Source organism: Formivibrio citricus, from assembly GCF_900115065.1.
Classification (GTDB): Bacteria; Pseudomonadota; Gammaproteobacteria; order Burkholderiales; family Chitinibacteraceae; genus Formivibrio; species Formivibrio citricus.
Map to the genome: position 1 here is coordinate 16364 of NZ_FOVE01000003.1, position 24054 is coordinate 40417.

At 59.7% G+C, this 24054-nt stretch carries 20 protein-coding genes; 2 read left to right on the plus strand and 18 right to left on the minus strand.

Going from position 1 to position 24054, the window contains the following annotated elements; genetic code table 11:
• Window positions 1-53: 53 nt before the first annotated feature.
• From mltG to aroC, 7 genes are all read right to left on the minus strand, one after another.
• Window positions 54-1079, minus strand: a complete 1026-nt coding sequence (gene mltG / locus BMZ36_RS02450; protein ID WP_091190934.1) for an endolytic transglycosylase MltG — start codon at window positions 1077-1079, stop codon at window positions 54-56.
• The gene (gene yoaA, locus BMZ36_RS02455) at window positions 1060-3006 is read right to left on the minus strand and encodes a DNA repair helicase YoaA (protein WP_091191360.1); all 1947 of its coding nucleotides are present in this window, start codon (window positions 3004-3006) and stop codon (window positions 1060-1062) included. Before yoaA ends, mltG begins: the two co-directional genes overlap by 20 nt.
• Before the next feature lie 108 nt (window positions 3007-3114).
• Window positions 3115-4047, minus strand: a complete 933-nt coding sequence (locus tag BMZ36_RS02460) for a dihydroorotate oxidase (RefSeq protein ID WP_091190938.1) — start codon at window positions 4045-4047, stop codon at window positions 3115-3117.
• 44 nt (window positions 4048-4091) lie between these two features.
• Window positions 4092-4769 (minus strand): DUF4197 domain-containing protein, encoded by a 678-nt coding sequence (locus BMZ36_RS02465; protein WP_091191362.1) that lies wholly within the window; start codon window positions 4767-4769, stop codon window positions 4092-4094.
• Window positions 4770-4813: 44 nt separating this feature from the next.
• Complete coding sequence (gene hpnE / locus BMZ36_RS02470) at window positions 4814-6106, minus strand: hydroxysqualene dehydroxylase HpnE (protein WP_218142612.1); 1293 nt, start codon at window positions 6104-6106, stop codon at window positions 4814-4816.
• An 88-nt stretch (window positions 6107-6194) separates the two neighbouring features.
• Window positions 6195-7031 carry a presqualene diphosphate synthase HpnD gene (gene hpnD / locus BMZ36_RS02475; RefSeq protein ID WP_091190943.1) on the minus strand — a complete coding sequence of 279 codons (837 nt, stop codon included), beginning with the start codon at window positions 7029-7031 and terminating at the stop codon, window positions 6195-6197.
• Entirely contained in the window at window positions 7028-8128 is a 1101-nt protein-coding gene (aroC, locus tag BMZ36_RS02480; protein WP_091190948.1) for a chorismate synthase, read from the minus strand. Before aroC ends, hpnD begins: the two co-directional genes overlap by 4 nt.
• 345 nt (window positions 8129-8473) lie before the next feature.
• Here aroC and BMZ36_RS02485 point away from each other — a divergent pair, with 345 nt between their 5' ends.
• Both BMZ36_RS02485 and BMZ36_RS02490 read left to right on the plus strand, forming a co-directional pair.
• Window positions 8474-8857: a YXWGXW repeat-containing protein gene (locus BMZ36_RS02485; RefSeq protein ID WP_091190951.1), complete on the plus strand. Its 384-nt coding sequence runs from the start codon at window positions 8474-8476 to the stop codon at window positions 8855-8857.
• A gap of 277 nt (window positions 8858-9134) precedes the next feature.
• On the plus strand, window positions 9135-9710 hold the full coding sequence (locus BMZ36_RS02490; protein WP_091190952.1) for an acetate uptake transporter: 576 nt from the start codon (window positions 9135-9137) through the stop codon (window positions 9708-9710).
• A 590-nt stretch (window positions 9711-10300) separates the two neighbouring features.
• Here BMZ36_RS02490 and pnp read toward each other — a convergent pair.
• From pnp to BMZ36_RS02545, 11 genes are all read right to left on the minus strand, one after another.
• Window positions 10301-12460 carry a polyribonucleotide nucleotidyltransferase gene (gene pnp, locus BMZ36_RS02495; protein ID WP_091190956.1) on the minus strand — a complete coding sequence of 720 codons (2160 nt, stop codon included), beginning with the start codon at window positions 12458-12460 and terminating at the stop codon, window positions 10301-10303.
• Between the two features lie 205 nt (window positions 12461-12665).
• Window positions 12666-12935, minus strand: coding sequence for a 30S ribosomal protein S15 (gene rpsO, locus BMZ36_RS02500; protein ID WP_091190961.1), 270 nt, complete (start codon window positions 12933-12935; stop codon window positions 12666-12668).
• A gap of 110 nt (window positions 12936-13045) precedes the next feature.
• Entirely contained in the window at window positions 13046-13939 is an 894-nt protein-coding gene (truB, locus tag BMZ36_RS02505) for a tRNA pseudouridine(55) synthase TruB (protein WP_091190966.1), read from the minus strand.
• A 115-nt stretch (window positions 13940-14054) separates the two neighbouring features.
• Window positions 14055-14429 (minus strand): 30S ribosome-binding factor RbfA, encoded by a 375-nt coding sequence (gene rbfA / locus BMZ36_RS02510; protein ID WP_091190969.1) that lies wholly within the window; start codon window positions 14427-14429, stop codon window positions 14055-14057.
• A gap of 150 nt (window positions 14430-14579) precedes the next feature.
• Window positions 14580-17216 carry a translation initiation factor IF-2 gene (gene infB, locus BMZ36_RS02515; RefSeq protein WP_091190972.1) on the minus strand — a complete coding sequence of 879 codons (2637 nt, stop codon included), beginning with the start codon at window positions 17214-17216 and terminating at the stop codon, window positions 14580-14582.
• A 16-nt stretch (window positions 17217-17232) separates the two neighbouring features.
• On the minus strand, window positions 17233-18708 hold the full coding sequence (gene nusA / locus BMZ36_RS02520) for a transcription termination factor NusA (protein WP_091190977.1): 1476 nt from the start codon (window positions 18706-18708) through the stop codon (window positions 17233-17235).
• Window positions 18709-18788: 80 nt separating this feature from the next.
• Window positions 18789-19250, minus strand: a complete 462-nt coding sequence (gene rimP, locus BMZ36_RS02525) for a ribosome maturation factor RimP (RefSeq protein WP_373277397.1) — start codon at window positions 19248-19250, stop codon at window positions 18789-18791.
• A 134-nt stretch (window positions 19251-19384) separates the two neighbouring features.
• Window positions 19385-19870, minus strand: coding sequence for a tRNA adenosine(34) deaminase TadA (tadA, locus tag BMZ36_RS02530; RefSeq protein ID WP_245747753.1), 486 nt, complete (start codon window positions 19868-19870; stop codon window positions 19385-19387).
• A 3-nt stretch (window positions 19871-19873) separates the two neighbouring features.
• Entirely contained in the window at window positions 19874-21031 is a 1158-nt protein-coding gene (locus BMZ36_RS02535) for a GGDEF domain-containing protein (RefSeq protein ID WP_091190981.1), read from the minus strand.
• A gap of 212 nt (window positions 21032-21243) precedes the next feature.
• Complete coding sequence (recN, locus tag BMZ36_RS02540; protein ID WP_091190985.1) at window positions 21244-22902, minus strand: DNA repair protein RecN; 1659 nt, start codon at window positions 22900-22902, stop codon at window positions 21244-21246.
• On the minus strand, window positions 22902-23786 hold the full coding sequence (locus BMZ36_RS02545) for an NAD kinase (RefSeq protein ID WP_091190988.1): 885 nt from the start codon (window positions 23784-23786) through the stop codon (window positions 22902-22904). Before BMZ36_RS02545 ends, recN begins: the two co-directional genes overlap by 1 nt.
• Window positions 23787-24054 lie beyond the last annotated feature (268 nt).

The following is a 24054-nucleotide window of genomic DNA, read 5'->3' on the forward strand; positions in this document are numbered from 1 at the left end:
GATAGGGCAGGATAGCAAACGCCATCCGCCAATATCGGAGCTTTCTGACATATTCACCGATTTAAAATGTACTTTCTTACCGCTGCGTTGTGTTCTTCCAGCGAATTGGAAAACTGCGAACTGCCGTCACCGCGTGCGACGAAATACAGCGCCTTGGTCTGTGCCGGCTGGGTGGCCGCCCTGAGCGCGGCTTCGCCGACAAACGCGATCGGCGTCGGCGTCAGGCCGCTGCGGGTGTAGGTGTTGTACGCGGTGTCGGTTTCCAGATCGACCCGACGCAAGCTGCCGTTGTATTTCTCGCCCATGCCGTAAATGACCGTCGGATCGGTTTGCAAACGCATGCCGATTCGCAGCCGGTTGGCGAACACGCCCGCCACCATGGGTCGGTCCGAAGGTTTGCCGGTTTCCTTTTCCACGATGGAGGCCAGGATCAGCGCCTCCTGCGGGCTGTTCAGCGGCAGGCCGGGCGAGCGCAAAGACCAGGCGGCATCGAGCTTGCGCGCCAGCAGGCGGTTGGCACGGGCGAGTAATTGCAGCTCGGACGACCCCTTGTTGACGTAATAGGTATCCGGGAAGAACTGGCCTTCAACACTGGCAACGGGCAGCTTCAAGGCTGCAGCAAGATCGGCATCGGAGAGACTCGTGGCATCGTGTTTGAGTTCCGGCGTAGCGGCCAGCGTGGTCTTCAATTGCCGCCAGTTCCAGCCTTCAATGATCTTGACGGCCACCATTGCCGTATCGCCCGCGGTCAGTTTTTGCAGCAATTGCCACGGCGAAGTCGGCTCGCTGATTTCGTAACTGCCGGCCTTGATGCGCTTGTCGGCGCGCATCAGGCGCCCCAGCAGGGTGAACCAGCGTGTTTCCTGAATGACACCTTGAGCCTGCAATTGACTGGCTGCCTTGATGAAGCTGCCCGGTTCCAGTACGAAATCGGTGGGAGTTTTAACGTCCAGAGGCTTGTTGGCATAGGCAAACAGCCAAGCGCCCGCGGCGCCCCCCGCCACCAGCGTCAGGACCAGCAAGATTGCCAGCAAACGGCCCAGCGTGCTGGTGCCGCGTTCAGTTTTCCGTTTCGCCATGTTGGCGTTTCACCTCGAAAAAGCGTTGTACATTGGCCGTGTCACGGGTGCGATACATCGGCGGCAGGCTGTTCCAGACCATCTTGCCGTAGGGCTTCTCGACCAGGCGGTTGTCGGCGATCATCAGGATGCCGGTATCGGTTTCGTCGCGGATCAGCCGCCCCGCGCCCTGCTTGAGCGTGATCGCGGCATAGGGCAACTGGTATTCCATGAAAGCATTGCGCCCGGCTTTCTTCATCTGCTCGATCCGCGCCGAAAGCACGGGGTCGTCCGGCGGCGCGAATGGCATCTTGTCGATGACCACCAGCGAGAGCTGCTGGCCTTTCACGTCGATGCCTTCCCAGAAGGTCTGGCTCGCGACCAGCACCGCGTTGGGCGCGCGGCGGAAATTGTCCAGGATCTCGGTACGGCTGCCCTGCCCTTGCAGGAACACCGGCCAGTCGAGCCCGGCTTCCTTGAGGCGGGCGACGATCAGTTCATGCGCCTCGCGCATCGCGCGCAGGGAAGTGAACAGCATGAAAGCGTGGCCGTGGGTCAGGCGCAACAGCGGCCAGGCGGCGTCGATCACGGCACGCGTATAGTCCGGCGCGTTCGGGTCGGGCATCGCCGGCGGCACGTACAGCACCGCCTGCTGCTTGTAATCGAACGGGCTGTCCCAGAGCGCGGTTTGCGCATCCCACAGACCCAGCTCGTGCTTGAAGTGTTCAAATTTGCCATTCACGGCCAATGTTGCCGAGGCAAACACCCAGGCACGCGGATGGGTGTTGAGCTGTTTCCTGAATAATTCAGCGATGTTGAGCGGCGTGGCGTGCAGCATCAAGCCGAAGTTCGAGACGTCGATCCAGTGCACGGCTTCTTCGTGCTCGGTGGATTGCCAGCGCACCAGCGCCGCGATCAGCGCCTCGGCGCGCTGCTGGCATTTCTCCAGCTCTTCCGCGCGTTCGGCCTGTTTGGCAAGCAGCGCATTCAGGTTCTTCAGGCGTTCGATCACCTCGTCGAGCGCGGGCGCAAAATCGGGATACGCAGCAAGCTGATGCTGCGGCAGGCGGATGGCTTCGGACTTGAACACCAGCCGCAGATCCTTGGCCGCTTTTTCCAGCGCCTCGGCGGCCTGCGGCAGCATCACGAATTCCTTGGCAACGACAATCGCCTCGGCGCGCGCATCGCGGGCAAGTTCGATAATCTGGCCCGTGGTCACGCTCTCGCCAAAGAACAGGCTCGCGACATCGGGCAACTGGTGCGCTTCGTCGAAGATCACCGTATTGCACGCCGGCAGCAATTCGCCCGCCCCTTCGTCGCGCAACCAGACGTCGGCAAAAAACAGGTGATGGTTCACCACCACCACGTCGGCTTCCTGCGCTTCCTTGCGCGCCTTGAGCACGAAACAATCCTTGTGGTTGGGGCAATCCTGCCCCAGGCAGTTGTCGCGCGTCGAGGTTACGAAGCTCCAGACCGGCGCGTTTTCCGGTACGCCGGGGCAAGCCGCCTTGTCGCCGGATTGCGTCACCTTGGCGTAGCGCTCGACCGCGTGCAGGTGCACCACGTCTTCCTTGTTGAGGAAACGCCCCTCGTGCCGGGCGAGCTCCAGCCGGTAATGGCAAACGTAGTTGCTGCGCCCTTTCAGCAGGGCAATCGTGACTGGCACTTTCAGCACATCGCGCACAGTGGGAATGTCGCGCTGGAACAGTTGATCCTGCAAGGTCTTGGTGCCGGTGGAAACGATGACCTTGCCGCCGGACAAGAGCGCAGGAACCAGATAGGCAAAGGTCTTGCCCGTGCCGGTACCCGCCTCGGCGATCAACTGCCCCTTGGCGGTGATTGTCTCGGCCACGGCCTGCGCCATTTCCCGTTGCTGCGGGCGCAACTTGTAATCGGGAAATGCCGCGGCGAAAAGGCCGCCTTCGGCAAAGACTTCGTCAAGGGTCATCGGGAAGCTCTGTGGCAGGAAAAATAAGGCTCTGCTGTGGGAGCGGTTGCAAACCGCGAACAGGCCAACACCCATCACGGATTTCATCCGCTCCCACGTTGAAACCGGTTACAGCGTCTTGAGCTTGCCCTGGAAATCGCCGAGCGTCTTATAGCCCTTCTTCGCCATCAGCGCAGCCAGCTCATCGGCCAGACGTGCAAAGATCGCCGGACCTTCTTCCTGCAAGGCGGTGCCAACCTGCACCAGCGAAGCGCCCGCCAGCAAATGCTGGAACACCTGTTCGCCGGTCTTGACACCGCCGCAGCCGATCACCTTCTTGTCCGGGCAACGGCGGAAGAACGCGTTGACGTTGGCGAGCGCGGTCGGCAATACGTAGTCGCCGCCAATACCGCCAAAACCATCCTTGGGCTTGATCAGCACGGTTTCGGTTTCGGTATCAATGGCCAGCGCGTTGCCGATCGAGTTGATGCAGGTCACGAACGCCACTTGCGGATAACGGTTCAGGATTTCAGCCGCCGCATCGAAATGGGCGATGTCGAAATACGGCGGCATCTTCACGCCGAAAGGCTTGTCGTATTCGCGGCACACGGCGGCGAGCATGGCATCCATCGCATCGAAATCGTAGGCGATCTGCGGCTTGCCCGGCACGTTCGGGCAGGACAGGTTGAGTTCCATGATCGCCGGCACGTTCGCGGCCTTGATCTCGCGCACCATTGCGAGGTTGTCTTCCAGGCTCAGGCCCGCGACCGACATGAACAGCGGCTTCCTGGCGTAATCGTGTTTGGCCACGTAATCCAGATAGAAGCGATAGCCCAGGTTCGGCAGGCCCATCGAGTTGATGCTGCCCAGCGGCGTGGCTTTGTAGCGAGGCTCCGGGTTGCCGGCGCGCGGTTCCAGCGTGCAGCTCTTGGTCACATAGGCACCGGCGGCGCTCAGATTCAGGGCATCGAGTTCGGTCTGGTCGTAGCACCAGACGCCGGAAGCATTCATCAACGGATTGGCAAAGGCGCAATCCAGGAAACGGGTGGAGAGGTCCGTCATGGGGAAATTCCTTGGCTGGCGGGCATGTTTCAAAAGAGGGGATTTTACCGCAACAACGAGCCGAACACGGTGCGCAGAATCTTGCTTGACTGACCCAGCGGATCTGTGCGGATGGCTTTTTCCTGCTCCGCAATCATCAAGAACAGCCCGTCGACGGCCTTGCGCGTCACATACTGGTCGAGATCGGCATCCCGGGCATCGATCAGGCCGAACTGTGCTGCCGGTGCGGCAAAGCGGTTATAGCTTTCGGCCAGCTTGACGCGCGCCGTTGCAGTCTTCACCTTGGGCAGGAACTTCTGGGCAATCGCCTCACCGCTCGTTTTGCGGAAATACTGGGTAGCGCTGTCTTCGGGGCCGGTCAGAATGGCCTTGGCATCCGCCCAGGTCATCTTGCGGATGCCGTCGAGCAAGATCGGCTTGGCTTCAACCACCGCCGATTCGGCCGCACGGTTCATCGTGGTAACCAGCTCATCGGCTTGCCGCCCCATCCCCATGGTGCGCAGAACTTTTTCAGCTTTTTCCAGCACTGGGGGCAACGGAATCCTGACCTTGGGATTACCGAGGAAGCCATCCGTAGCCGAGAGCTTGCCCACGGCATAGCCCGTTCCCTGAACCAGCGCCTCCTTCAGGCCCTTGCCTGCATCCTGATTACTGAGCGATGACACATCGGCAGCCAATAACGGTGCAGCTAACAGACACAGCAACAAAATCAGTCGGCGCATGGGAAACTCCTTGAGCGAAAAAAGAAAGACGGCGAAATTGGCCATCAAAGCCGGGCCAGCAGCTCCCGAGCTGCGCCAACGCCACTTCTGACGGCACCTTCCAGTGTAGCCGGATAATCGCGAGGTTGGCCTTGTGTGTAATCCCCGGCCAAAAGCAAACCTGCAGCTGCCGTCTTGTGGCTTGGTCGTTGCATCTCCGGCACACAGGCAAACGTGGCCCGTTTTTCCGCGATCATGCCTCGCCATTCGGCCTGCGCCGGCAGGCCAAGCCGGGCATGTAGTTCGCGTTCGACAGCAGCCATCAGCGCCTCGCGCCCCAGCTTCTGGTGCTCGCCCTCTGCCGAGATCACCACAGCGATCAGGCCCGGCGTGGCATGGGTATAGCCGCGATCAAACACCCACTGCGCCAGCGAATCGGCCAGCCCGGTCATCGGGCGCGACAGGTGCACATCGGCGGCATATTGCAGGTATACGGTCACGATGGGCTGGTATTCCCAAGCTTCCAGTTGCGCCGCCAATCCGGTCAGCTCCGGCAACCCTTCCATCACCATGCCGGCCCGGTGCGGCGGCAAGGCGCAGATCACGGCGGAGAAGCGCTCTTCGCCCTCGCCCACCTGCCAGCCGTCATCGGCACGGCGCAGGCTTTTCACCATCGCACCCAAACGCACTTCCCCGCCGTGAGCTTCGACGAAGCGCGCCGCGGCCTCGGGGAACAGCGCTGAAAAATCCAGTTTGGGGAACAGCAGATCGGAGGCTTCGCGCGCACCGCCCAAGCTGTCGCGCAGCACGTTGAGCAACACCTGCGTCGAGGCTTTTTCGATGGGGGTATTGAGCGCTGCCACAGTCAGCGGCTGCCAGAAGCGAGCGATCAATTCGTCGGGTTGCCGGTTTTGCTGCAACCAGACCGATACCGTGCAATCTGCCGGCAGCATCCAGCCGGCATTTTCTGCGCCGCGTATGGCCATGATCAAACACCAACGCTCGGTCACACTCAACCCGCGCGCCAGCAATAACCCGGCCGCCAGATGCAATGGTGCAGGCAAGCGGGGACACGCCAGCCGGAACCCCGGCTCGACCGCCAGCTCCAGCGGCTGACGAAGAAAAGCCATTTCAGGATCGACGCCGACAGTTTGCATCAAACGCAGCAATTCGCCATAGGCACCGATCAGCAAATGCTGGCCGTTGTCGACCTCGCGCCCCTCCAGCGTCACCTTGCGCGCCCGCCCACCGAGCACCTTGCCTGCCTCGAACACGGTCACCGGCACACCGGCCGCAGCCAGCTCCACCGCTGCAGCCATGCCGGCATAGCCGCCACCGAGAATGGCGATTTTTTTCATGCACGCATTTCCGGGAAAAAGAAGGCTGAAATCAAGCCCCCTCTCCCTTGCAGGGAGAGGGTTGGGGTGAGGGTCGAATGCCCGTGGACTAGGCTGTCAGCCACGCTTTCCACGCCAGCCAAACCTTGCGCAGCTTGCCCAGCGACAGGCGCTGGTTCAGCACCTTGCCGGCGCCGTGGTGTTTGATTTCCTGCAGCGTGGTGCGGTAGATGGCGGCCATGATCAGGCCGCAGCGTTGCGCTTTGCGGTCTGCGGCAGGAAGTTCGGCGAGCGCCTTGGCGTAAAACGCTTCGGCGCGTTCGATCTGGAACTCCATCAGCGCGTTGAATTCTGGAGTTTCGCGCAGGTTGAAGAGATCGTCGGCAGTGACGTTGAAACGCTGCAATTCGTCGAGCGGTATATAGATACGGCCGCGGCGCACATCTTCGCCTACGTCACGGATGATATTGGTGAGCTGGAACGCCAGCCCCAGGTCGTGGGCGTATTTCTGGGTGCGGCGGTCGGTGTAGCCGAGAATCTGCGTAATCAGGAAGCCGACGACCGAGGCCACGCGGTAGCAGTAGAGCTGCAGCTCTTTAAAGCTTGCATAGCGCGGAATGTCGAGGTCCATCTCCATGCCGTCGATGATTTCGAGGAAATGCTCGCGCTGCATGTCGTAAGCCTTGACGTGCGGCAGCAAGGCGCGGGTGACGGGGTGTTGCGGGTTGCCGGAGTAAAGATGATCGATCTCGGCGCGCCACCAGTTGAGCGTATTGCGCGCCACGGCATCGTCGTGCGTTTCGTCGACCACGTCGTCCACTTCGCGGCAGAACGCATACAGCGCAGTGATGGCACGGCGCTTTTCCTCCGGCAGGAAGCGGAAGCTGGAATAGAAACTGGAGCCGCTTTTTACGGCCTTGTCCTGGCAGTATTGATCGGGGGTCACAGGATGCGCCCCGGAATCTTGGGAGTGGCCACGGCCACATCACCGCACTGGGCACGATGGCGCAGGGCATGGTCGATCAGCACCAGCGCGAGCATTGCTTCGGCAATCGGCGTGGCGCGGATTGCCACGCACGGGTCGTGACGACCGGTGGTGGCCATCAGTTGCGGCTCACCTGCCTTGTCGATGGAGTGGCGCTCCTTGGCAATGCTCGGCGTGGGCTTGACCGCCAAGTTGACGACGATGTCCTGCCCCGAGGAAATGCCGCCGAGAATGCCGCCGGCATGGTTGCTGGCAAAGCCGGCGGGGGTCAGTTCGTCACAGTGCAGCGAGCCGCGCTGGGCGATGCTGGCGAAGCCATCGCCGATCTCCACACCCTTGACGGCGTTGATGCCCATCATCGCGTAGGCAATCTCGGCATCGAGGCGGTCGTAGACCGGCTCGCCCCACCCCACGGGCACGTTCTCGGCCACGACGGTGATCTTGCCGCCAATGGAGTCGCGCTCGCTGCGCACCTGATCGAGATACACTTCCAGTTGCGGAACGATTTCCTGATTGGGCGCAAAAAAGGCGTTCTGCCCGACTTCGTCCCAGCTTCTGAACGGAATGGCGATTTCGCCCATCTGGCTCATGTAGCCGCGAATCACGATGCCGAACTTTTCCTTGAGCCATTTCTTGGCAATCGCGCCGGCCGCTACGCGCACGGCGGTTTCCCGCGCCGATGAGCGCCCGCCGCCGCGGTAATCGCGAATGCCGTACTTGTGCCAATAGGTATAGTCGGCATGGCCGGGGCGGAAAGTTTCGACGATCTTGCCGTAATCGTGGCTGCGCTGGTCCTGGTTGCGGATCAGGAGCGCAATCGGCGTGCCGGTGGTCTTGCCCTCGAACACGCCGGAGAGAATCTCGACCGCATCCGGCTCCTTGCGTTGCGTCACATGCCGGCTGGTGCCGGGTTTGCGGCGATCGAGTTCGATCTGGATATCCTCGGCGCTGATTTCCAGGCCGGGCGGGCAGCCATCGACCACGCAACCGATTGCCGGGCCATGCGATTCGCCGAACGAGGTAACCGCAAACAAAAGACCAAAGGTATTACCGGACATGCCAATCACTCCGCGCACGGATCAAATTTGCGCAAATTCTAGCACAGCCCTTCATCCGACCAGCGTCGGCCTGTTGCAGAAGTACACATCCCACTTAGAGCCTGTTCACGATCTGTCGCGAGAAGCCGTCAGCGGGGTGAAGAGCAGCGCAAAAACCGGAGTGTAAAAATAGTACATGAGGATTTTGAGCAGCGCATGAGCCCCGATCACGGCTTCGCAGCAAGAGCGTGAACAGGCTCTTACACGGCGTTACGTTCACTTTGTATATCCGATTTCCATCTGCTGCGTTGTTCACAGGGAGTCGTGCATGAACGCACCAGATCAAACAAACCGAGGAGAACCATCATGAAACCGCTTGCCCGCACCCTTGCCCTGCTGCTCACGGCCTCCACCCTTTATCTGGCCGCAGCCCCAGCCAACGCCCGTGTGGATGTCAGCATCGGCATCAATGTGCCTCCGCCAGTACACCATGTAGAAGTGGTGCCTGCCCCGCGCCACGGTTATATATGGGCTCCGGGTTACTGGCGTTGGGACAATCACCGTCATGTCTGGGTAGACGGCTACTGGATCAAGGCGCGACCCGGTTATATCTGGACACCGCATCGCTGGGATCACCGTGGTGATCGCCATCATTTCGTCCCGGGCCGCTGGGAACGCGACCATCACTACAAACCAGGGCATGGACGTGATCACGGACATGGCTACAAGCATCATGACCGGAACCGGTAATTCACGAAACGGCACGCACATCAAACGCTGCAGCTGACAGCCCCACCACGCCCCTGGAATGAGCAATCCAGGGGCGCATGTTTTCACTCTCTTCTCCGATTCTCAGTCCAACTGATTGATATTTTGACCTTTAACGTCACGAAAGGCCGTGAATTTACCCTATTGATCAAGGTCAAAACGCCCGACATTTTTCAGGCATACTTACAAGCATCCGTGTAGATTCGCGCGCGGTCTGGCTGAACTCTTCTCAGCCAGTTTTTCTTTAACGGAGTTACCAATGTCGCAAAACACTCACGGCGCATACGCCAATCCCGCTCCGCTGGGCCTCTTGGGCTTCGGCATGACCACCATCCTGCTGAACATCCACAACGCCGGTTTCATCGAACTGAACGTTGCCATCCTGGCCATGGGCATCTTCTACGGCGGCATCGCCCAAGTGATCGCTGGCGTTCAGGAATGGAAGATGGGTAACACCTTCGGTGCCACCGCCTTCACTTCCTACGGTTTCTTCTGGCTGGTTCTGGTCGGCATCATCCTCATGCCGAAGTTCGGCCTGCCTGCCGCCAACGGCGCCACCATGGCCATCTGGCTCGGCATCTGGGGCATCTTCACCCTGTTCATGTTCTTCGGCACCCTGAAGCTGAACCGCGCCCTGCAAGTGATCTTCGGCTCGCTGGTCGTCCTGTTCGGTCTGCTGGTCGTTGACAAGGCCACCGGCAGCGAAACCGTTGCCCACATCGCCGGCTTCGAAGGCATCTTCTGCGGCGCTTCCGCTTTCTACGCCGCCGTTGCCCAGATCCTGAACGAAGTCTACGGCAAGACCGTACTGCCGCTGGACTGCGCCAAGAAGTAATCTGGCCCCCGTCCGGTAGTACACAGCAAAAACGCCACGGATTTTCCGTGGCGTTTTTTGTTGCTCTGGATAGCAGCGAGAAGCCCCTGTTACCGTTAGGCTCTGTTGACGCTGGTTACAAATCTGCGTTTAGGGTAGTTCGAGATGGTTTTCAAGGCGCAAAGCGCGCCGCAATACGGGTATTGCAAGCGGTTTGCAACGCAGAAAGCCGCTCGAAATACCCCAAACCCGAAGGGCTGGGACGGAAAAACGCCATTCACCGCGTTATGCGCCTTGAAAATAACCGGTTATTGTCTGCGTCGCATGCCTTGTGACTGGCATTTTCCGGCCCAGCGCAGATTTGTAACCAACGTCAACAGAGCCTAAGACCACTGGCCAAGTTGCGCAGCCGGCAGCCCAACAAAAGGCTGCGTACCAGTGCATCTACTTCGTCATTCCAGCGCAGGCCGGAATCCAGAGGTTTGCACAGATTGCGGCCGGATTTCGGCGCAAGCAATCAAATTTGCGGCCTGCGACACAACTTTGGGGCAGAGCAGCCAAAAAAACGCCAGCCTTTTGGGCTGGCGTTTTTGCTACTGCCTATCTGCGAATCATTCCGCAGCCGGTGCTTCCGGTGCAGCTTCTACAGCAGGAGCTGCGGCTGCCGGCGGGTTTTCTTCGTTCATCACAGCCTTGATCGAGAGGCGCACGCGACCGCGTTCGTCCTGCTCCAGCGCCTTCACGCGCACGACCTGACCTTCCTTGAGGTAGTCGCTCACGTTCTTGACGCGTTCGTTGGCGATCTGGCTGATGTGCACGAGACCATCCTTGCCCGGCATGATGGAAACGATGGCACCGACGTTGTTGTCGAGGATCTTGACCACCGGACCTTCGTAGATCTTGCCGATTTCAACCTCTGCGGTAATTTCGGAGATCCGCTTCTTGGCCGCATCGGCGCCTTCGGCGCTGACGGAAGCGATGGTGATGGTGCCGTCGTCCTGGATGTCGATGCTGGTACCGGTTTCTTCGGTAATGGCACGAATCACGGCACCGCCCTTGCCGATCACGTCACGGATCTTCTCGGGATTGATCTTCACCACGTACATGCGCGGGGCATGCTCGGAAACTTCCTGGCGAGCGCCTTCCAGCGTGCCCTTCATGATGCCGAGGATATGCATGCGGCCTTCCTTGGCCTGATCCAGCGCCACCTTCATGATTTCCTTGGTGATGCCGTTGATCTTGATGTCCATCTGCAGCGCGGTTACGCCGGAATCGGTACCGGCCACCTTGAAGTCCATGTCACCGAGGTGATCTTCATCGCCCAGGATGTCGGTCAGTACGGCAAAACGGTTGCCTTCCTTGATCAGACCCATGGCAATACCGGCCACGTGGTTCTTCAGCGGTACGCCGGCATCCATCAACGCCAGGCTGCCGCCGCAAACGGAAGCCATCGACGAGGAGCCGTTGGATTCGGTGATTTCGGAAACCACGCGCATCGAGTAGCTGAAATCTTCCGGCTTCGGCAGCATGGCGATCAACGCACGCTTGGCCAGACGACCGTGGCCGATTTCGCGACGCTTCGGGCTGCCGACGCGGCCGGTTTCACCAGTCGAATACGGGGGGAAGTTGTAATGCAGCATGAAGCGGTCGGTATATTCGCCGGCCAGCGCATCGATGATCTGCTCGTCGCGGCTGGTGCCAAGGGTAGCAACAACCAGCGCCTGGGTTTCGCCGCGGGTAAACAGCACGGACCCGTGGGTACGCGGCAGCACGCCGGTACGGATGCTGATCGGACGCACGGTGCGGGTATCGCGACCATCGATACGCGGCTCGCCGCGCAGGATCTGGCCACGCACGATTTCTGCTTCCAGTCCGTGGAAGATGTCCTTGATCTCGTTGGCTGCCAGCGTACCGGTTTCTTCGGTAATCAGCGCCTCCTTGACCTTGGCCCAGACTTCGTTGACGGCGGCGGTACGCAGTTGCTTGGAACGGATCTTGTAAGCAGCGTCGAGGCCAGCGCTGGACAGGTCGCGAATCTTGGCGATCAGTTCTTCGTTCTTGACCGGCTCGGTCCAGTCGAAGAGTTCCGGATTCACTTCGTCGGCCAGTTCGTTGATGGCCTTGATCGCAGCCTGCATCTGTTCGTGACCGAACACCACGGCACCCAGCATCACATCTTCCGGCAGCTCGTCGGCTTCGGATTCGACCATCAACACAGCCTGTTCGGTACCTGCCACCACGAGGTCGAGCTTGGAATTCTTGAGCTCTTCAGCAGTCGGGCACAGCACGTACTGGCCATCGACATAGCCGACGCGTGCTGCACCGATCGGGCCATCGAACGGCACGCCGGAAACCGCCAGGGCAGCGGAAGCACCAATCATGGCGGCAATATCGGAATCAATCTGCGGATCGACCGAAATCACGGTCGCAACGATTTGAACATCGTTATAGAAGCCTTCCGGGAACAGGGGGCGGATCGGGCGGTCAATCAGACGGGAAGTCAGGATTTCCTTCTCGGAAGGACGACCTTCGCGCTTGAAGAAACCACCGGGGATCTTGCCGGCAGCATAGGTACGTTCCTGGTAATCCACGGTCAGCGGGAAGAAATCCTGACCGGGTTTCACATTCTTGGCAGCAACAACGGTTACAAGCACGACGGTATCGTCAATGCTGACCAGTACGGCACCGGTCGCCTGGCGGGCGATCTCGCCGGTTTCCAGGGTCACGGTATGCTTGCCGTAAGGGAAGGTTTTGATGATTTTATTGAACACTGTCTTGGTTCCTTTTCATTCGTCTGTCCCCAGCCGGGACATGATTGCATTCCGCTGCAGTTCGGCTGGAGGAAATCCGGGAAGATTTCCGAACTGCCAGCCCAGGCACACCACTACTTTTTCCAACCCGCCTGAGCCGCTGTTGAGGCAGGAAAAAGGTACAAACAAAAAGGTCGCAGCCTTGGCTGCGACCTTTTTGCCGGTATTACTTGCGCAGACCCAGCTTGGCGATCAGATCGCGGTAGCTGTCGGCGTTGGTGCGCTTGAGGTAGTCAAGCAGACGACGGCGACGGGAAACCATCTTCAAGAGACCGCGACGGGAGTGGTGATCCTTGGTGTTGGCTTTGAAGTGGGGGGTCAGGTCATTGATGCGGGCGGTCAGCAGAGCGACTTGAACTTCCGGGCTGCCGGTATCGCCTTCAGCGCGCTGGAATTGCTTGACGATGTCTGCCTTCTGGGTAACGGTAACTGCCATTTCTAAAACTCCTTGATTGATGGAATGGACTCTCGTCCGACGAGCCGGAAGGAGCTTGCACCCCCTCTGGCTTCTTTCACCGTCCGGTCTCGATTTACAGCCGCAGCCGTTCAAAGGCCGGAGAGCAGTCGTTTGGGCCGCAGCAAACCATCCACCACTTCGCCCAAACCGATGAACCGCGCATTATCCCTGCTTTCGCCTGGCGCGTAAAGGCGGAATTCACCCTCTCCCGCCATGCGGCAGGTCATGCCATGACGGATACGTTCAAACTCATCCGCGCTCAAATCAAGGCGCGGCAAATCCTGAATCAACACATCCACCGGCAGCAGGCTGGCATCGCGCGCCGCCAGATCCATGGCCTCGAAATCGACCAAGGTGCGGGCATCTTCCAACCGGAAACCGGCTGTCTGAGTGCGACGCAAGCCAGTCAGGTAAGCTCCGCAACCGAGCGCCTTGCCAATATCGTCGGCCAGTACGCGGATGTAGGTTCCCTTGGAGCAACGCACGTCCACCATCAGGATGTCATCGGCAAAATCGATGAGATCCAGCGCGTAGATTTCAATTTGCCGTGCCGCGCGTTCGATTTCGACACCTTTGCGCGCATATTCGTAGAGCGACTTGCCTTCGAACTTGAGCGCGGAATGCATGGGCGGGATCTGGCTGATCTTGCCCAGAAAGGTATCCAGCACCCGGCGTACTTCGATTTCGTCGCACGTCACCTCGCCCGAGCGCGTAATCTCGCCCTCGCCATCGAGCGTAGTCGAAACTTCGCCGAGCTTGATCGTGGCGCGATACCCCTTGTCGGCATCAAGCATACGCTGGGCGAACTTGGTCGCCTCGCCGAAACACAGCGGCAACAAGCCGGTAGCAAATGGATCGAGCACGCCGGTATGCCCGCCCTTCTCGGCCGAAAGCAGCCAGCGGCATTTCTGCAAGGCGCCGTTACTGGAAAAGCCGAACGGCTTGTCCAACAACAGCACGCCATCAATTTTTCTTTTTGCCATAACAAGTCAAAACCTTGAACCACAGAGGCACAGAGGCACAGAGACACAGAGAAAATCAAGCCACAAAAACAGGGGCTACTTTCTCCCCACCTCTGTGGCTCTGTGGTGAAGAGGGTCAGCCTTCTTCGTCCGGCGCCTTGGGCAGGCTGGTGGCTTCGTTGATCAGACGGGTCAGCGCCACACCGTGCTCGACCGAGTGGTCATACACGAAATGCAACTCCGGCATTTTATAGAGCGAAATACTGCGGGCGATCTGGCTGCGCAGGTAGCCCTTGGCATGCTCCAGTATCTTGCCAATCTCGGTCGCCTCTTCTTCCGTACCGAGCACTGTGTAGAAGATTTTGGCATGCGAGTAGTCGCGCGTGACTTCCACGTCGGTAATTGTCACCAACTTGGCCTTGGGATGATCCAGCTCGCCGCGGATCAATTCAGCGATGTCGCGCTGGATCTGTTGCGCCACACGGTCGGCGCGGGAAAAATTCTTGGGCATTTCGCTTCCTCCTGTGAGGAGTGAGGGGTAAGGCGTGAGGTGAACGGCCTATCTACCCGAATACGATCTTTAAAAGGAAAAGGCGCAAGACATCCGCCTTGCGCCAATCGAAGCAGAAGGAGCAACACCTCACTCCTTCCCCCTCACGCCTTACAGTGTCCGGGCCACTTCGACCACTTCGAAGATTTCCAACTGATCGCCAACAATCAGATCGTTGTAGTTCTTCAGCGACAAGCCGCATTCGGTACCGGCACGCACTTCCTTCACGTCGTCCTTGTAGCGCTTCAGGCTTTCCAGCTCACCCTGGTGGATAACCACGTTATTGCGCAACAGACGAACACCCGCACCACGCTTGACCATGCCTTCCATGACCAGACAACCCGCGATCGTACCGATCTTGGAAACCGTGAACACCTGACGTACTTCAACCATACCCAGGATTTGTTCGCGTTTTTCTGGTGCCAGCATGCCAGACAACGCAGCCTTCACATCATCCACCGCATCGTAAATGATGTTGTAGTAGCGGATATCGACGCCTTCGTTCTCGGCCAGCTTGCGCGCAGCGGCGTCGGCACGGGAATTGAAGCCGATCACAACAGCCTTGGAAGCCAGAGCCAGGTTGATGTCGGATTCCGAGATGCCGCCCACGGCCGAGTGCAGGATCTGCACGCGCACTTCGTTCGTGGAAAGCTTCTGCAGCGATTGCGACAGCGCTTCGGAAGAACCCTGCACATCGGCCTTGATGATGATCGGCATGGACTGCACTTCGCCTTCGGTCATCTGGGCCATCATGTTTTCCAGCTTGGAAGCCTGCTGACGCGCCAGCTTCACATCGCGGAACTTGCCTTGACGGAACAGGGCAATTTCGCGCGCCTTCTTCTCGTCAGCCAGCACCATGGCGTCCTCACCGGCAGCAGGAACATCGGACAGACCGAGAATTTCCACCGGAATCGACGGGCCAGCTTCATTGATCGACTGACCGTTCTCATCCAGCATGGCACGAACACGGCCATACACCTGACCGGCAAGGATCACATCGCCCTTGCGAAGCGTACCCGACTGCACCAGCAAGGAAGCCACCGGACCACGCCCCTTGTCGAGACGCGCTTCGATAATGATACCCTTGGCAGGCACATCGGCAGGCGACTTCAACTCCAGCACTTCAGCCTGCAAGAGGATGGCATCCAGCAGGGCTTCAATGCCCAAGCCCTTCTTGGCCGACACTTCAACAAACATGGTATCGCCGCCCCAGTCTTCGGAAACCACTTCATGGGTAACCAGTTCCTGGCGGATACGTTCCGGATTAGCTTCGGGCTTGTCGATCTTGTTCACCGCCACCACCATCGGCACGCCGGCGGCCTTGGCATGGTGAATGGCTTCAATGGTTTGCGGCATCACACCGTCATCAGCCGCCACCACCAGCACCACAATATCGGTCAGTTTGGCGCCGCGAGCACGCATCGCAGTAAAGGCTTCGTGACCCGGCGTATCGAGGAAGGTAATCATGCCCTTCTCGGTTTCCACATGGTAGGCACCGATATGCTGGGTAATGCCGCCCGCTTCACCGGCCGCAACCTTGGCACGGCGGATGTAATCCAGCAGCGAAGTCTTGCCGTGGTCGACGTGGCCCATGACGGTCACAACCGGAGCACGCGGCAAGAGATCGTGTTCGGTGCTCTCGGCATCTTCAAGATAGGTTTCCGGATCGTCGAGCTTGGCGGCAATCGGCTTGTGGCCCATCTCTTCAACGACGATCATCGCGGTTTCCTGGTCCAGAACCTGGTTGATGGTCACCATCATGCCCATCTTCATCAGCGCCCTGACCACTTCCACGCCCTTCACGGCCATCTTGTGCGCCAGATCGGCGACAGAGATGGTTTCAGGAATGGCGACTTCCTTGATTTGCGGTTCAGTCGGGGCCTGGAAGGCGTGGACATTGGAGTCGTCGCTCCGGTGCTTGCCGCCGCCCTTCTTGGACTTCCAGCCACCTCCCGACGCATCGCCGCCGCGGGTTTTCAGGCCACCCTTCTTGCCGCGCTTGTCGTCATCCCAATCCTTCTTGCCGGATTTCTTGTCATCCTTCTTGGGCGCGGAGGGCGCAGCCTGGGGAGCGGGCTTGGCGGGCTCGGGCGCACGCAGCGGCTGACTGCTCGGCTTGCGCAGCTCGACGCGCTGGCCGACTCGCGGGCGGTCGCCCACCGGCTCTACACGCGGCTTGTGAGCTGGCGCAGCAGGGGCTGCAACCGGCTTTTCTTCAACGACAGGCGCAACCACGTGGGGTGCCGGTTCCTGTTGCGGTTCTTCTGCCTTGGCCGACGCTTCGGGCGCAGCCTTGCGTGCCTCGCGCTCCTGACGGGCGCGCATGTCGGCGGCCTGGCGGGCGAACAGCTCGGACTGGCGACGCGCCTCTTCCTCGCGCACCTTGCGCTCTTCCTGATCGATCACGTTCGACACCGCGCCCGCACGGCTTGTTGCCAGTGCGGCCTGAGCCGCATCCGGTGCCTCGACCACGCGCTTCTTGCGCACCTCGACCTGAATGGTCTTGGCCTTGCCGGTAGCATCGGTCTTGCGAATTTCGCTGGTCTGCTTGCGCGTCAGTGTGATCTTGGACTTTTCGCCACTGCCGTGCTTCTGCTTCAGGTGTTCGAGCAGGCGCGCCTTGTCGCCGGCGGAGAGGGTGTCGTCCACCGATTTCTTGCTGACACCTGCTGCGCCCAGTTGTTCCAGAAGCTCCTGCGGCGGTATTTTCAGCTCCGCTGCAAATTGGCTGACATTCATTTCACTCATGCCTTGTCCTCCTGGCTTACGCGAACCAGTGTTCGCGAGCCTTCATGATGAGGCGCTTGGCGGCTTCCTCATCCATGCCGGTCATTTCCGTGAGTTCGTCCACGGCCAACTCGGCAAGCTCATCGCGGGTATGGATTTCGTGCTCGGCAAGCTGAGCCGCCAATTCCGGCGTCATCCCTTCCAGCGACTTGAGATCCTCTGATTGATGTTCGAGCTTTTCCTCGCGCACGATGGCTTGCGTCAGCAAGGCATCGCGGGCACGGGCACGCAGCTCGTTGACGGTATCTTCGTCAAAAGCTTCGATCTCGAGCATTTCGTTGAGCGGCACATAGGCCACTTCTTCCAGCGTGCTGAAGCCTTCCTGCACCAGCACATCGGCAACATCATCGTCCACGTCTAGCGCTTGGGCGAACATGCGGCGCACGTCGTCGAATTCGGCCTGATGCTTCTGTTCAGCCTGGTCAACGGTCATGATGTTGAGTTTCCAGCCGGTCAGCTCGGAAGCGAGCTTGACGTTCTGGCCGCCACGGCCAATGGCCATCGCGAGGTTTTCTTCGTCGACCACCACATCCATGCTGTGACCATCTTCATCGACAATGATCGAAGTCACTTCTGCCGGCGACAGGGCGCCGATGACGAATTGCGCCGGATCGTGCGACCACAACACGATGTCGACACGCTCGCCCGCGAGTTCGTTGCTCACTGCATTGACGCGCGCACCACGCACACCGATGCAAGTGCCTTGCGGATCAACGCGCTGATCGTTCGACTTGACGGCGATCTTGGCACGCATGCCGGGATCACGCGCTACGGCCTTGAGCTCGATGAAACCGTTTTCGATTTCCGGCACTTCCAGCTCGAACAGTTTAGCCATGAACTCGGGCGCGGTACGGGAGAGGATGATCTGCGGGCCACGCGCCATGCGGTCGATGCGCAGCAGGAACGCTTTGGTACGGTCACCCACGCGCAGGTTTTCCTTCGGAATCATCTGATCACGCGGAAGCAGGGCTTCGAGCTTGCCGTTGATTTCGACGATCGCGTTGCCGCGCTCGATACGCTTGATCGTGCCAGAAACGATATGCTCGCGGCGCTGCAGGAAGTCGTTGAGGCTTTGCTCGCGCTCGGCATCGCGAATCTTCTGCAGAATCACCTGCTTGGCCGCCTGAGCGCCGATACGGCCGAATTCGATCGGCTCAAGTTCGACTTCCCAGGTATCGCCCACCTTGAGATTGGCGTCATATTCCGGCGCATCGGTAATGGCAATCTGACGAGCCGGCTCCTCGTGGTCATTATCCTCGACCACGGTCCAGACACGGAACGAGCGCTGCTCCCCGGAGATGCGATCAATGGAAACCCGAACCTCCACCTCGTCTTCAAACCGCTTCTTGGTCGCGGAAGCCAGCGCGGACTCCAGCGCGCCAAAGACGATTTCACGGTCCACGTTCTTTTCATGTGCCAGCGCATCGACCAGCACCAGGATTTCACGATTCATTTTGCACACACCTCCACGGCGGAATTCACCCGCCCCGATTCAATACGAAATTCTCTTCGACCACTTGCGTGGGCGCACCTTTATTTCTTCTTGTTGGCACCCGGCTCCGGAAACTGCGGGTCCAGACGCACGCGATCCACGGTCTGACGCGGAAAACGCAAGGTCTCGTTCTGCTGCTCGATCGTCACGTTGCCATCGATCAACCCCAACAGCTTGCCGGAAAAATGGCGACGACCATCTTCCTGCGGCACGCGCAATTTCACCTTCACCGCCTCGCCGGCAAAGCGCTCGAAATCCGCCACTTTCTTGAGCGGGCGATCCATGCCCGGCGACGAAACCTCGAGGCGCTCGTAGGCAATGTTTTCCACCATGAAAAGCCGCGTCAGGTGGTTGCTCACCGCCACGCAGTCGTCGATGGTGAGGCCCTCGGGCTTGTCGATGAACACACGCAGCAAGCCGCGCGAACCGAACTCGACATCGACCAGCTCATACCCCATACCCGGGACGGTTTCTTCCAGCAGCGTTTGCAGATTCAGCGCCATTTCAACTTTCTTTGCTTCAGGAACGACACAAACAAAAAATGGGCTGCAAAACTGCGCCCATTCGGTAAGCACACCCTGATAAAACTCGGGTTTTCGGCATTGTAACAAATAAACCCGCCCAAAGGAACCGGCAATCACCCGCTCAGCACATCCCGGGCGGCTTTCTGCTGCCGGCGACGCTCCGAAAAAAAGGCCGACAACATTTGAGAGGCCTCCTCCGCCAGCACCCCTCCCACGACCTCGGTATGGTGATTGAGCCGGCGATCCTCGAACGGGTTGATCACGCTTCCCGCCGCCCCCGTCTTCGGATCGGTCGCCGCATACACCACACGCGCCAGCCGCGCATGCATGATCGCCCCAGCGCACATGATGCAGGGTTCCAACGTGACGTACAGCTCACAACCCGGCAAGCGGTAGTTGCCGAGCTTTCCGGCCGCCGCACGCAGCGCAACCATCTCGGCATGCGCGGAAGGATCGCTGCGGCTGATCGGCTGATTGAAACCCGTGGCGACTATTTCGCCATCCAGCACCACCACTGCGCCGACCGGCACTTCACCAAGCTCGGCCGCTTTTTGCGCCTCGGCGAGCGCCAGACGCATAAAATCACTATCCATCATCATCCATCAACCCACACAAACCCGATTGCGTCCCGATTCCTTGGCCACATAAAGTGCCCTGTCGGCACGGCTCATGAGCATATCCAGCCTACTGTCTTCACGCACAAATTGCGTCACGCCAAAACTCGCAGCCACGGACAGATGTTGTCCTGCATATTGCAGCGACAACTGCCCGATCAACTGACGTATACGTTCACTCCAGGCGCGGGCGGAGTCGAGATCAGTGTGCGGCAACAGCACCATGAATTCCTCTCCGCCCACTCTGGCAACCAGATCGTAGTTGCGCGTCGCTTCAAGAATGGTTTGCGCGATTTTTTTCAAAGCCATATCCCCTGCCTGATGGCCATGGCTATCGTTGATTTGCTTGAAATGATCGATATCGAGCATGACCAGCGAGAGCGGCACATTCAAGCGTCGCGCCTCTTCCAGCCGATGCAGCGCCTGCGCAAGAAAAGCGCGCCGGTTAAGAATGCCAGTCAAATCATCATGACTGGCAGCATGCTCAAGTTGCTGCAACAACCATTCCGAATTCATCAACAGGAAACAAAAGGATGAGCAAAGAATAGCGGCCAAGGTCAGGGCAAACACGGCCAGATTGCTCCACTGCGCTGTCAACAAGCCGCCACCGGATTCGCCCATCAGCAAAACAACACGCAACAAGCTGATCGCAATCATGACCAGATGCAGGTGACCGCAGGTTTTTCTGCCTATCGAGCCTGACGGGCACACTTTCAGGCAAGTCGCCGCACAGAGCAACGAGATCCCGGAAAAAAACAACGAAAACACAACAACCCGCGCCAGATAACTTGCCCCCGCATAAAACATCCAGAGCGTCAGCAAACCCGCCAGCGGCCCAACCGGCAACAGCAGCAGATCACGCGGTCCTTGCGTCGCGGTATAGCGCCGCAACCCAATCCATATCGCGGCATGCCCCCCGAGCAAAGCGGCAGTACTCAGCCCATAGGTAATCCAGTCAGGAGCCAGATCGCGCAATACAAAACCAACCATGCCGGAAGTCATCAGGTATAAGCCAGCGCTCCACCAACGCAAACCCGGGGAGGGACGATTTACGGAAACCAGCAGGACATGCAGAGCCATACTGGCAATGGCGCCGATAAATATACCCATCAGGACGACGGTTCGTGGATCAAGGATAAAGGTCATTCTGATTCAGTTTATTTGCATGCTGCGCCACATCGTGCAGCACGCTCCGTAGCATGTAGGTGCGATCAACCTAGCGTTAATCACAGATATTCCACCAGCGCCATTGGCCAGGCAAATGCACTGCGCTACTCGCTCCGACGTGGTCTTTTCTCATTACCTGCAGCGCAGTGGGCAGCATTCCTGATTTGGGAAACACTTCATTTTGCCAAGCCTTACCCTTGCAGCATCTCCCGCGCATGACTGCGCGTGGTCTCGGTGATCTCCACACCACCCAACATGCGCGCAATTTCTTCGATGCGCTCGGTCTGCTCCAGTTCGCGGATCGCGCTGGCAACGCCGCCCGCATCCTGTGATTTGCTCACTTGCAGATGGTTTTGCCCACGCGCAGCGACTTGCGGGAGGTGGGTGATGCACAGCACTTGCCGACTCTGGCCAAGATCGGCGAGCAGGCGCCCGACGATTTCCGCCACGCGGCCGCCGATGCCGACGTCTACTTCGTCGAAGATCAGCGTCGGGGTGCCGGCGACCTGGCTGGTGATGACCTGCAACGCCAGGCTGATGCGCGAGAGCTCGCCGCCGGAGGCGATTTTCGCCATCGGCTTGGCCGGGGCGCTGGCATGGTTGGCGACGAGGAATTCCACCTGCTCCAACCCGAACGCGGCGGGTTTTTCCAGCAGATTCAAGGCAATTTCGAAGCGGCTTCCGGCGAGCGCCAGATGCTGCAATTCGCCGGTAACAGCGGCAGCGAGTTTTGCCGCGGCAGCCCGGCGTTGTTCAGAGAGCTGACTGGCGAGCTTGCGGTAATGCGACTCCGCCCGCGCTACGCTTGCACGCAGGGCATCCAGCCCGGCGCTGCCACCGAGCTCTTCGAGCCGTTCGCGCCAGCTTGCAAGCCGCGCGGGGAGTTGCTCGGGCTCGACCCGGTATTTGCGCGCCATGCGGAACACGGCATCCATGCGTGCTTCGACTTCGGCGAGGCGCTCTGGGTCGAGTTCCAGCCGGTCCGCGTAATGGCGCAAGGCGCTCACTGCTTCGGCCAGTTGCGCCTCCGCGCCTGCGAGCAACTCAAGCGTTTCGTTCACACCGGCATCGTAATCGGCCAACTCGGCGAGGCGCGAACCGGCATTTGCGAGCCAGCCCTGGCAATTCTCGTCGCCATCGGCAAGCAGGGCAAGACCAGCCTGTACGCCATCGATCAGGCTGGCAGCATGGTTCAGGCGCTTGTGCTCGGCTTGCAGCTCCGGCCATTCGGCGGCGGTGAATTGCAGTGCGCCGACTTCATCCACCTGCCATTGCAGGCGTTCGCGTTCGGCCTCGAACGCTTCGGCATTGGTTTCCGCCTCGGAAAGATCGTCCGCGAGCCGCCGCCAGTCGCGAAAAGCTGCGGCCACCTCTCGCGCGAGTCCGGTTGCATTGGCGTAGCCATCGAGCAAGCTACGCTGCGCGTCGAGCTTCAGGAGCGTCTGGTGTTCATGCTGACCGTGGATTTCGACCAGCATCTCGCCCAGCTCCCGGAGCTGCGCCAGCGTGGCCTGCGCGCCGTTGATCCAGGCGCGCGATTTGCCGCTGGCGTCGATGACGCGGCGTAGCAGCAACTCGTCCGCCTCGTCGCCGGTCAGTTCGTTGTCGGCAAGCCAGGCTTGCGCGTCTTCGAGCCCCGCCAGTGCGAAGGTCGCGGCGAGTTCGGCCTTTTCCGCGCCGTGGCGCACCACACCGGGGTCGGCCCGATCGCCAAGCAAGAGTCCCAGCGCATCGATCAGGATCGACTTGCCCGCGCCGGTTTCGCCGGTCAGCACGGTCAGACCGCGGCGCAGGTCGAGTTCGAGTTCACGGACAATGACGAAATTGCGGAGCGTGAGTGTTTGCAGCATCAGAGTAATTGCGGTTGGGCACTCCAGCGCAGCTTCTCGCGCAGGGTGTCGTAGTAGTGGTAACTGTGGGGATGCAAGATACGCAAAGTGTTGCGGAAACGGCGGATCACCAGGCGGTCCTGCTCCTGCAAACGGCATTCGGACTGGTTGTCGTAGAAGACGTGCACGACATCGCGCGCGCCGGTCAGCACCAGTTCGACACGGCAACTGTCCGTGACCACGATCGGGCGATTGGATAGCGATTGCGGGCAGATCGGCACCAGCGCAATCGCCGGCAGGCTGGGATGCAGGATCGGCCCGCCGGAAGCCAGCGCATAGGCCGTCGAACCGGTCGGCGTGGAAACGATGATGCCATCGGCGCGCTGACGGCAGACGAACTTGCCGTTGATGAACTGTTCGAACTCGATCATCGAACCGCAACTGCCGCGGCTCATGACCACGTCGTTGAACGCCAGCTGGCGGTCGATCTCACGGCCTTCACGCATGACCCGCGCTTCGAGCATGATGCGGTCTTCGGGGTTGAAGGCGCCCTTCAGGATGGCTTCAACCTGCGCCTCCATCTCGCTGACGGAAAGGTCGGTCAGGAAGCCCAGCCGCCCCATGTTCACGCCAACGACCGGCACATGGTAAGGCGCGACCATGCGCGCCGCGCCCAGCATCACGCCGTCGCCGCCCAGCACGATCACGAGATCGGCAAGCTTGCCGATATTCTCCTGACTGACGGCCTGGCAGGCCGTCACGTCATGTTCCTGCGCGGCACTTTCCTCGACCAGCACCCGCACTCCGCTGGAGGACAACATGCTGACGAGCCGATGCATGGGTTCACCCAGGGCAGGAGTCGCTGGCCGGCCGACAATGGCGATGGTCTTGAACAGGCTATTCATGAGCAGAAATATTCATATCGAGTTAGCGCATTAAACCCACATTGTCCATTGGGCGCAAGATGATGGCGAGCGGGATTGCGAGGCAGTTTGGCCTCTAGAGAGGAGTCCATGGTCATTCCATGGACGACGAACAAGGGGGCAAAATGACCGCAAGCCGGCCGCCAGCGCTTGCGTAGACCCGAAGGGCCGTCTAACAGAGTGGTGAAAAAATCTGTTTCTCCACCCGCACCAAGCATCAGGCAAAGCCTGACGCGAAATAGCATCTAAA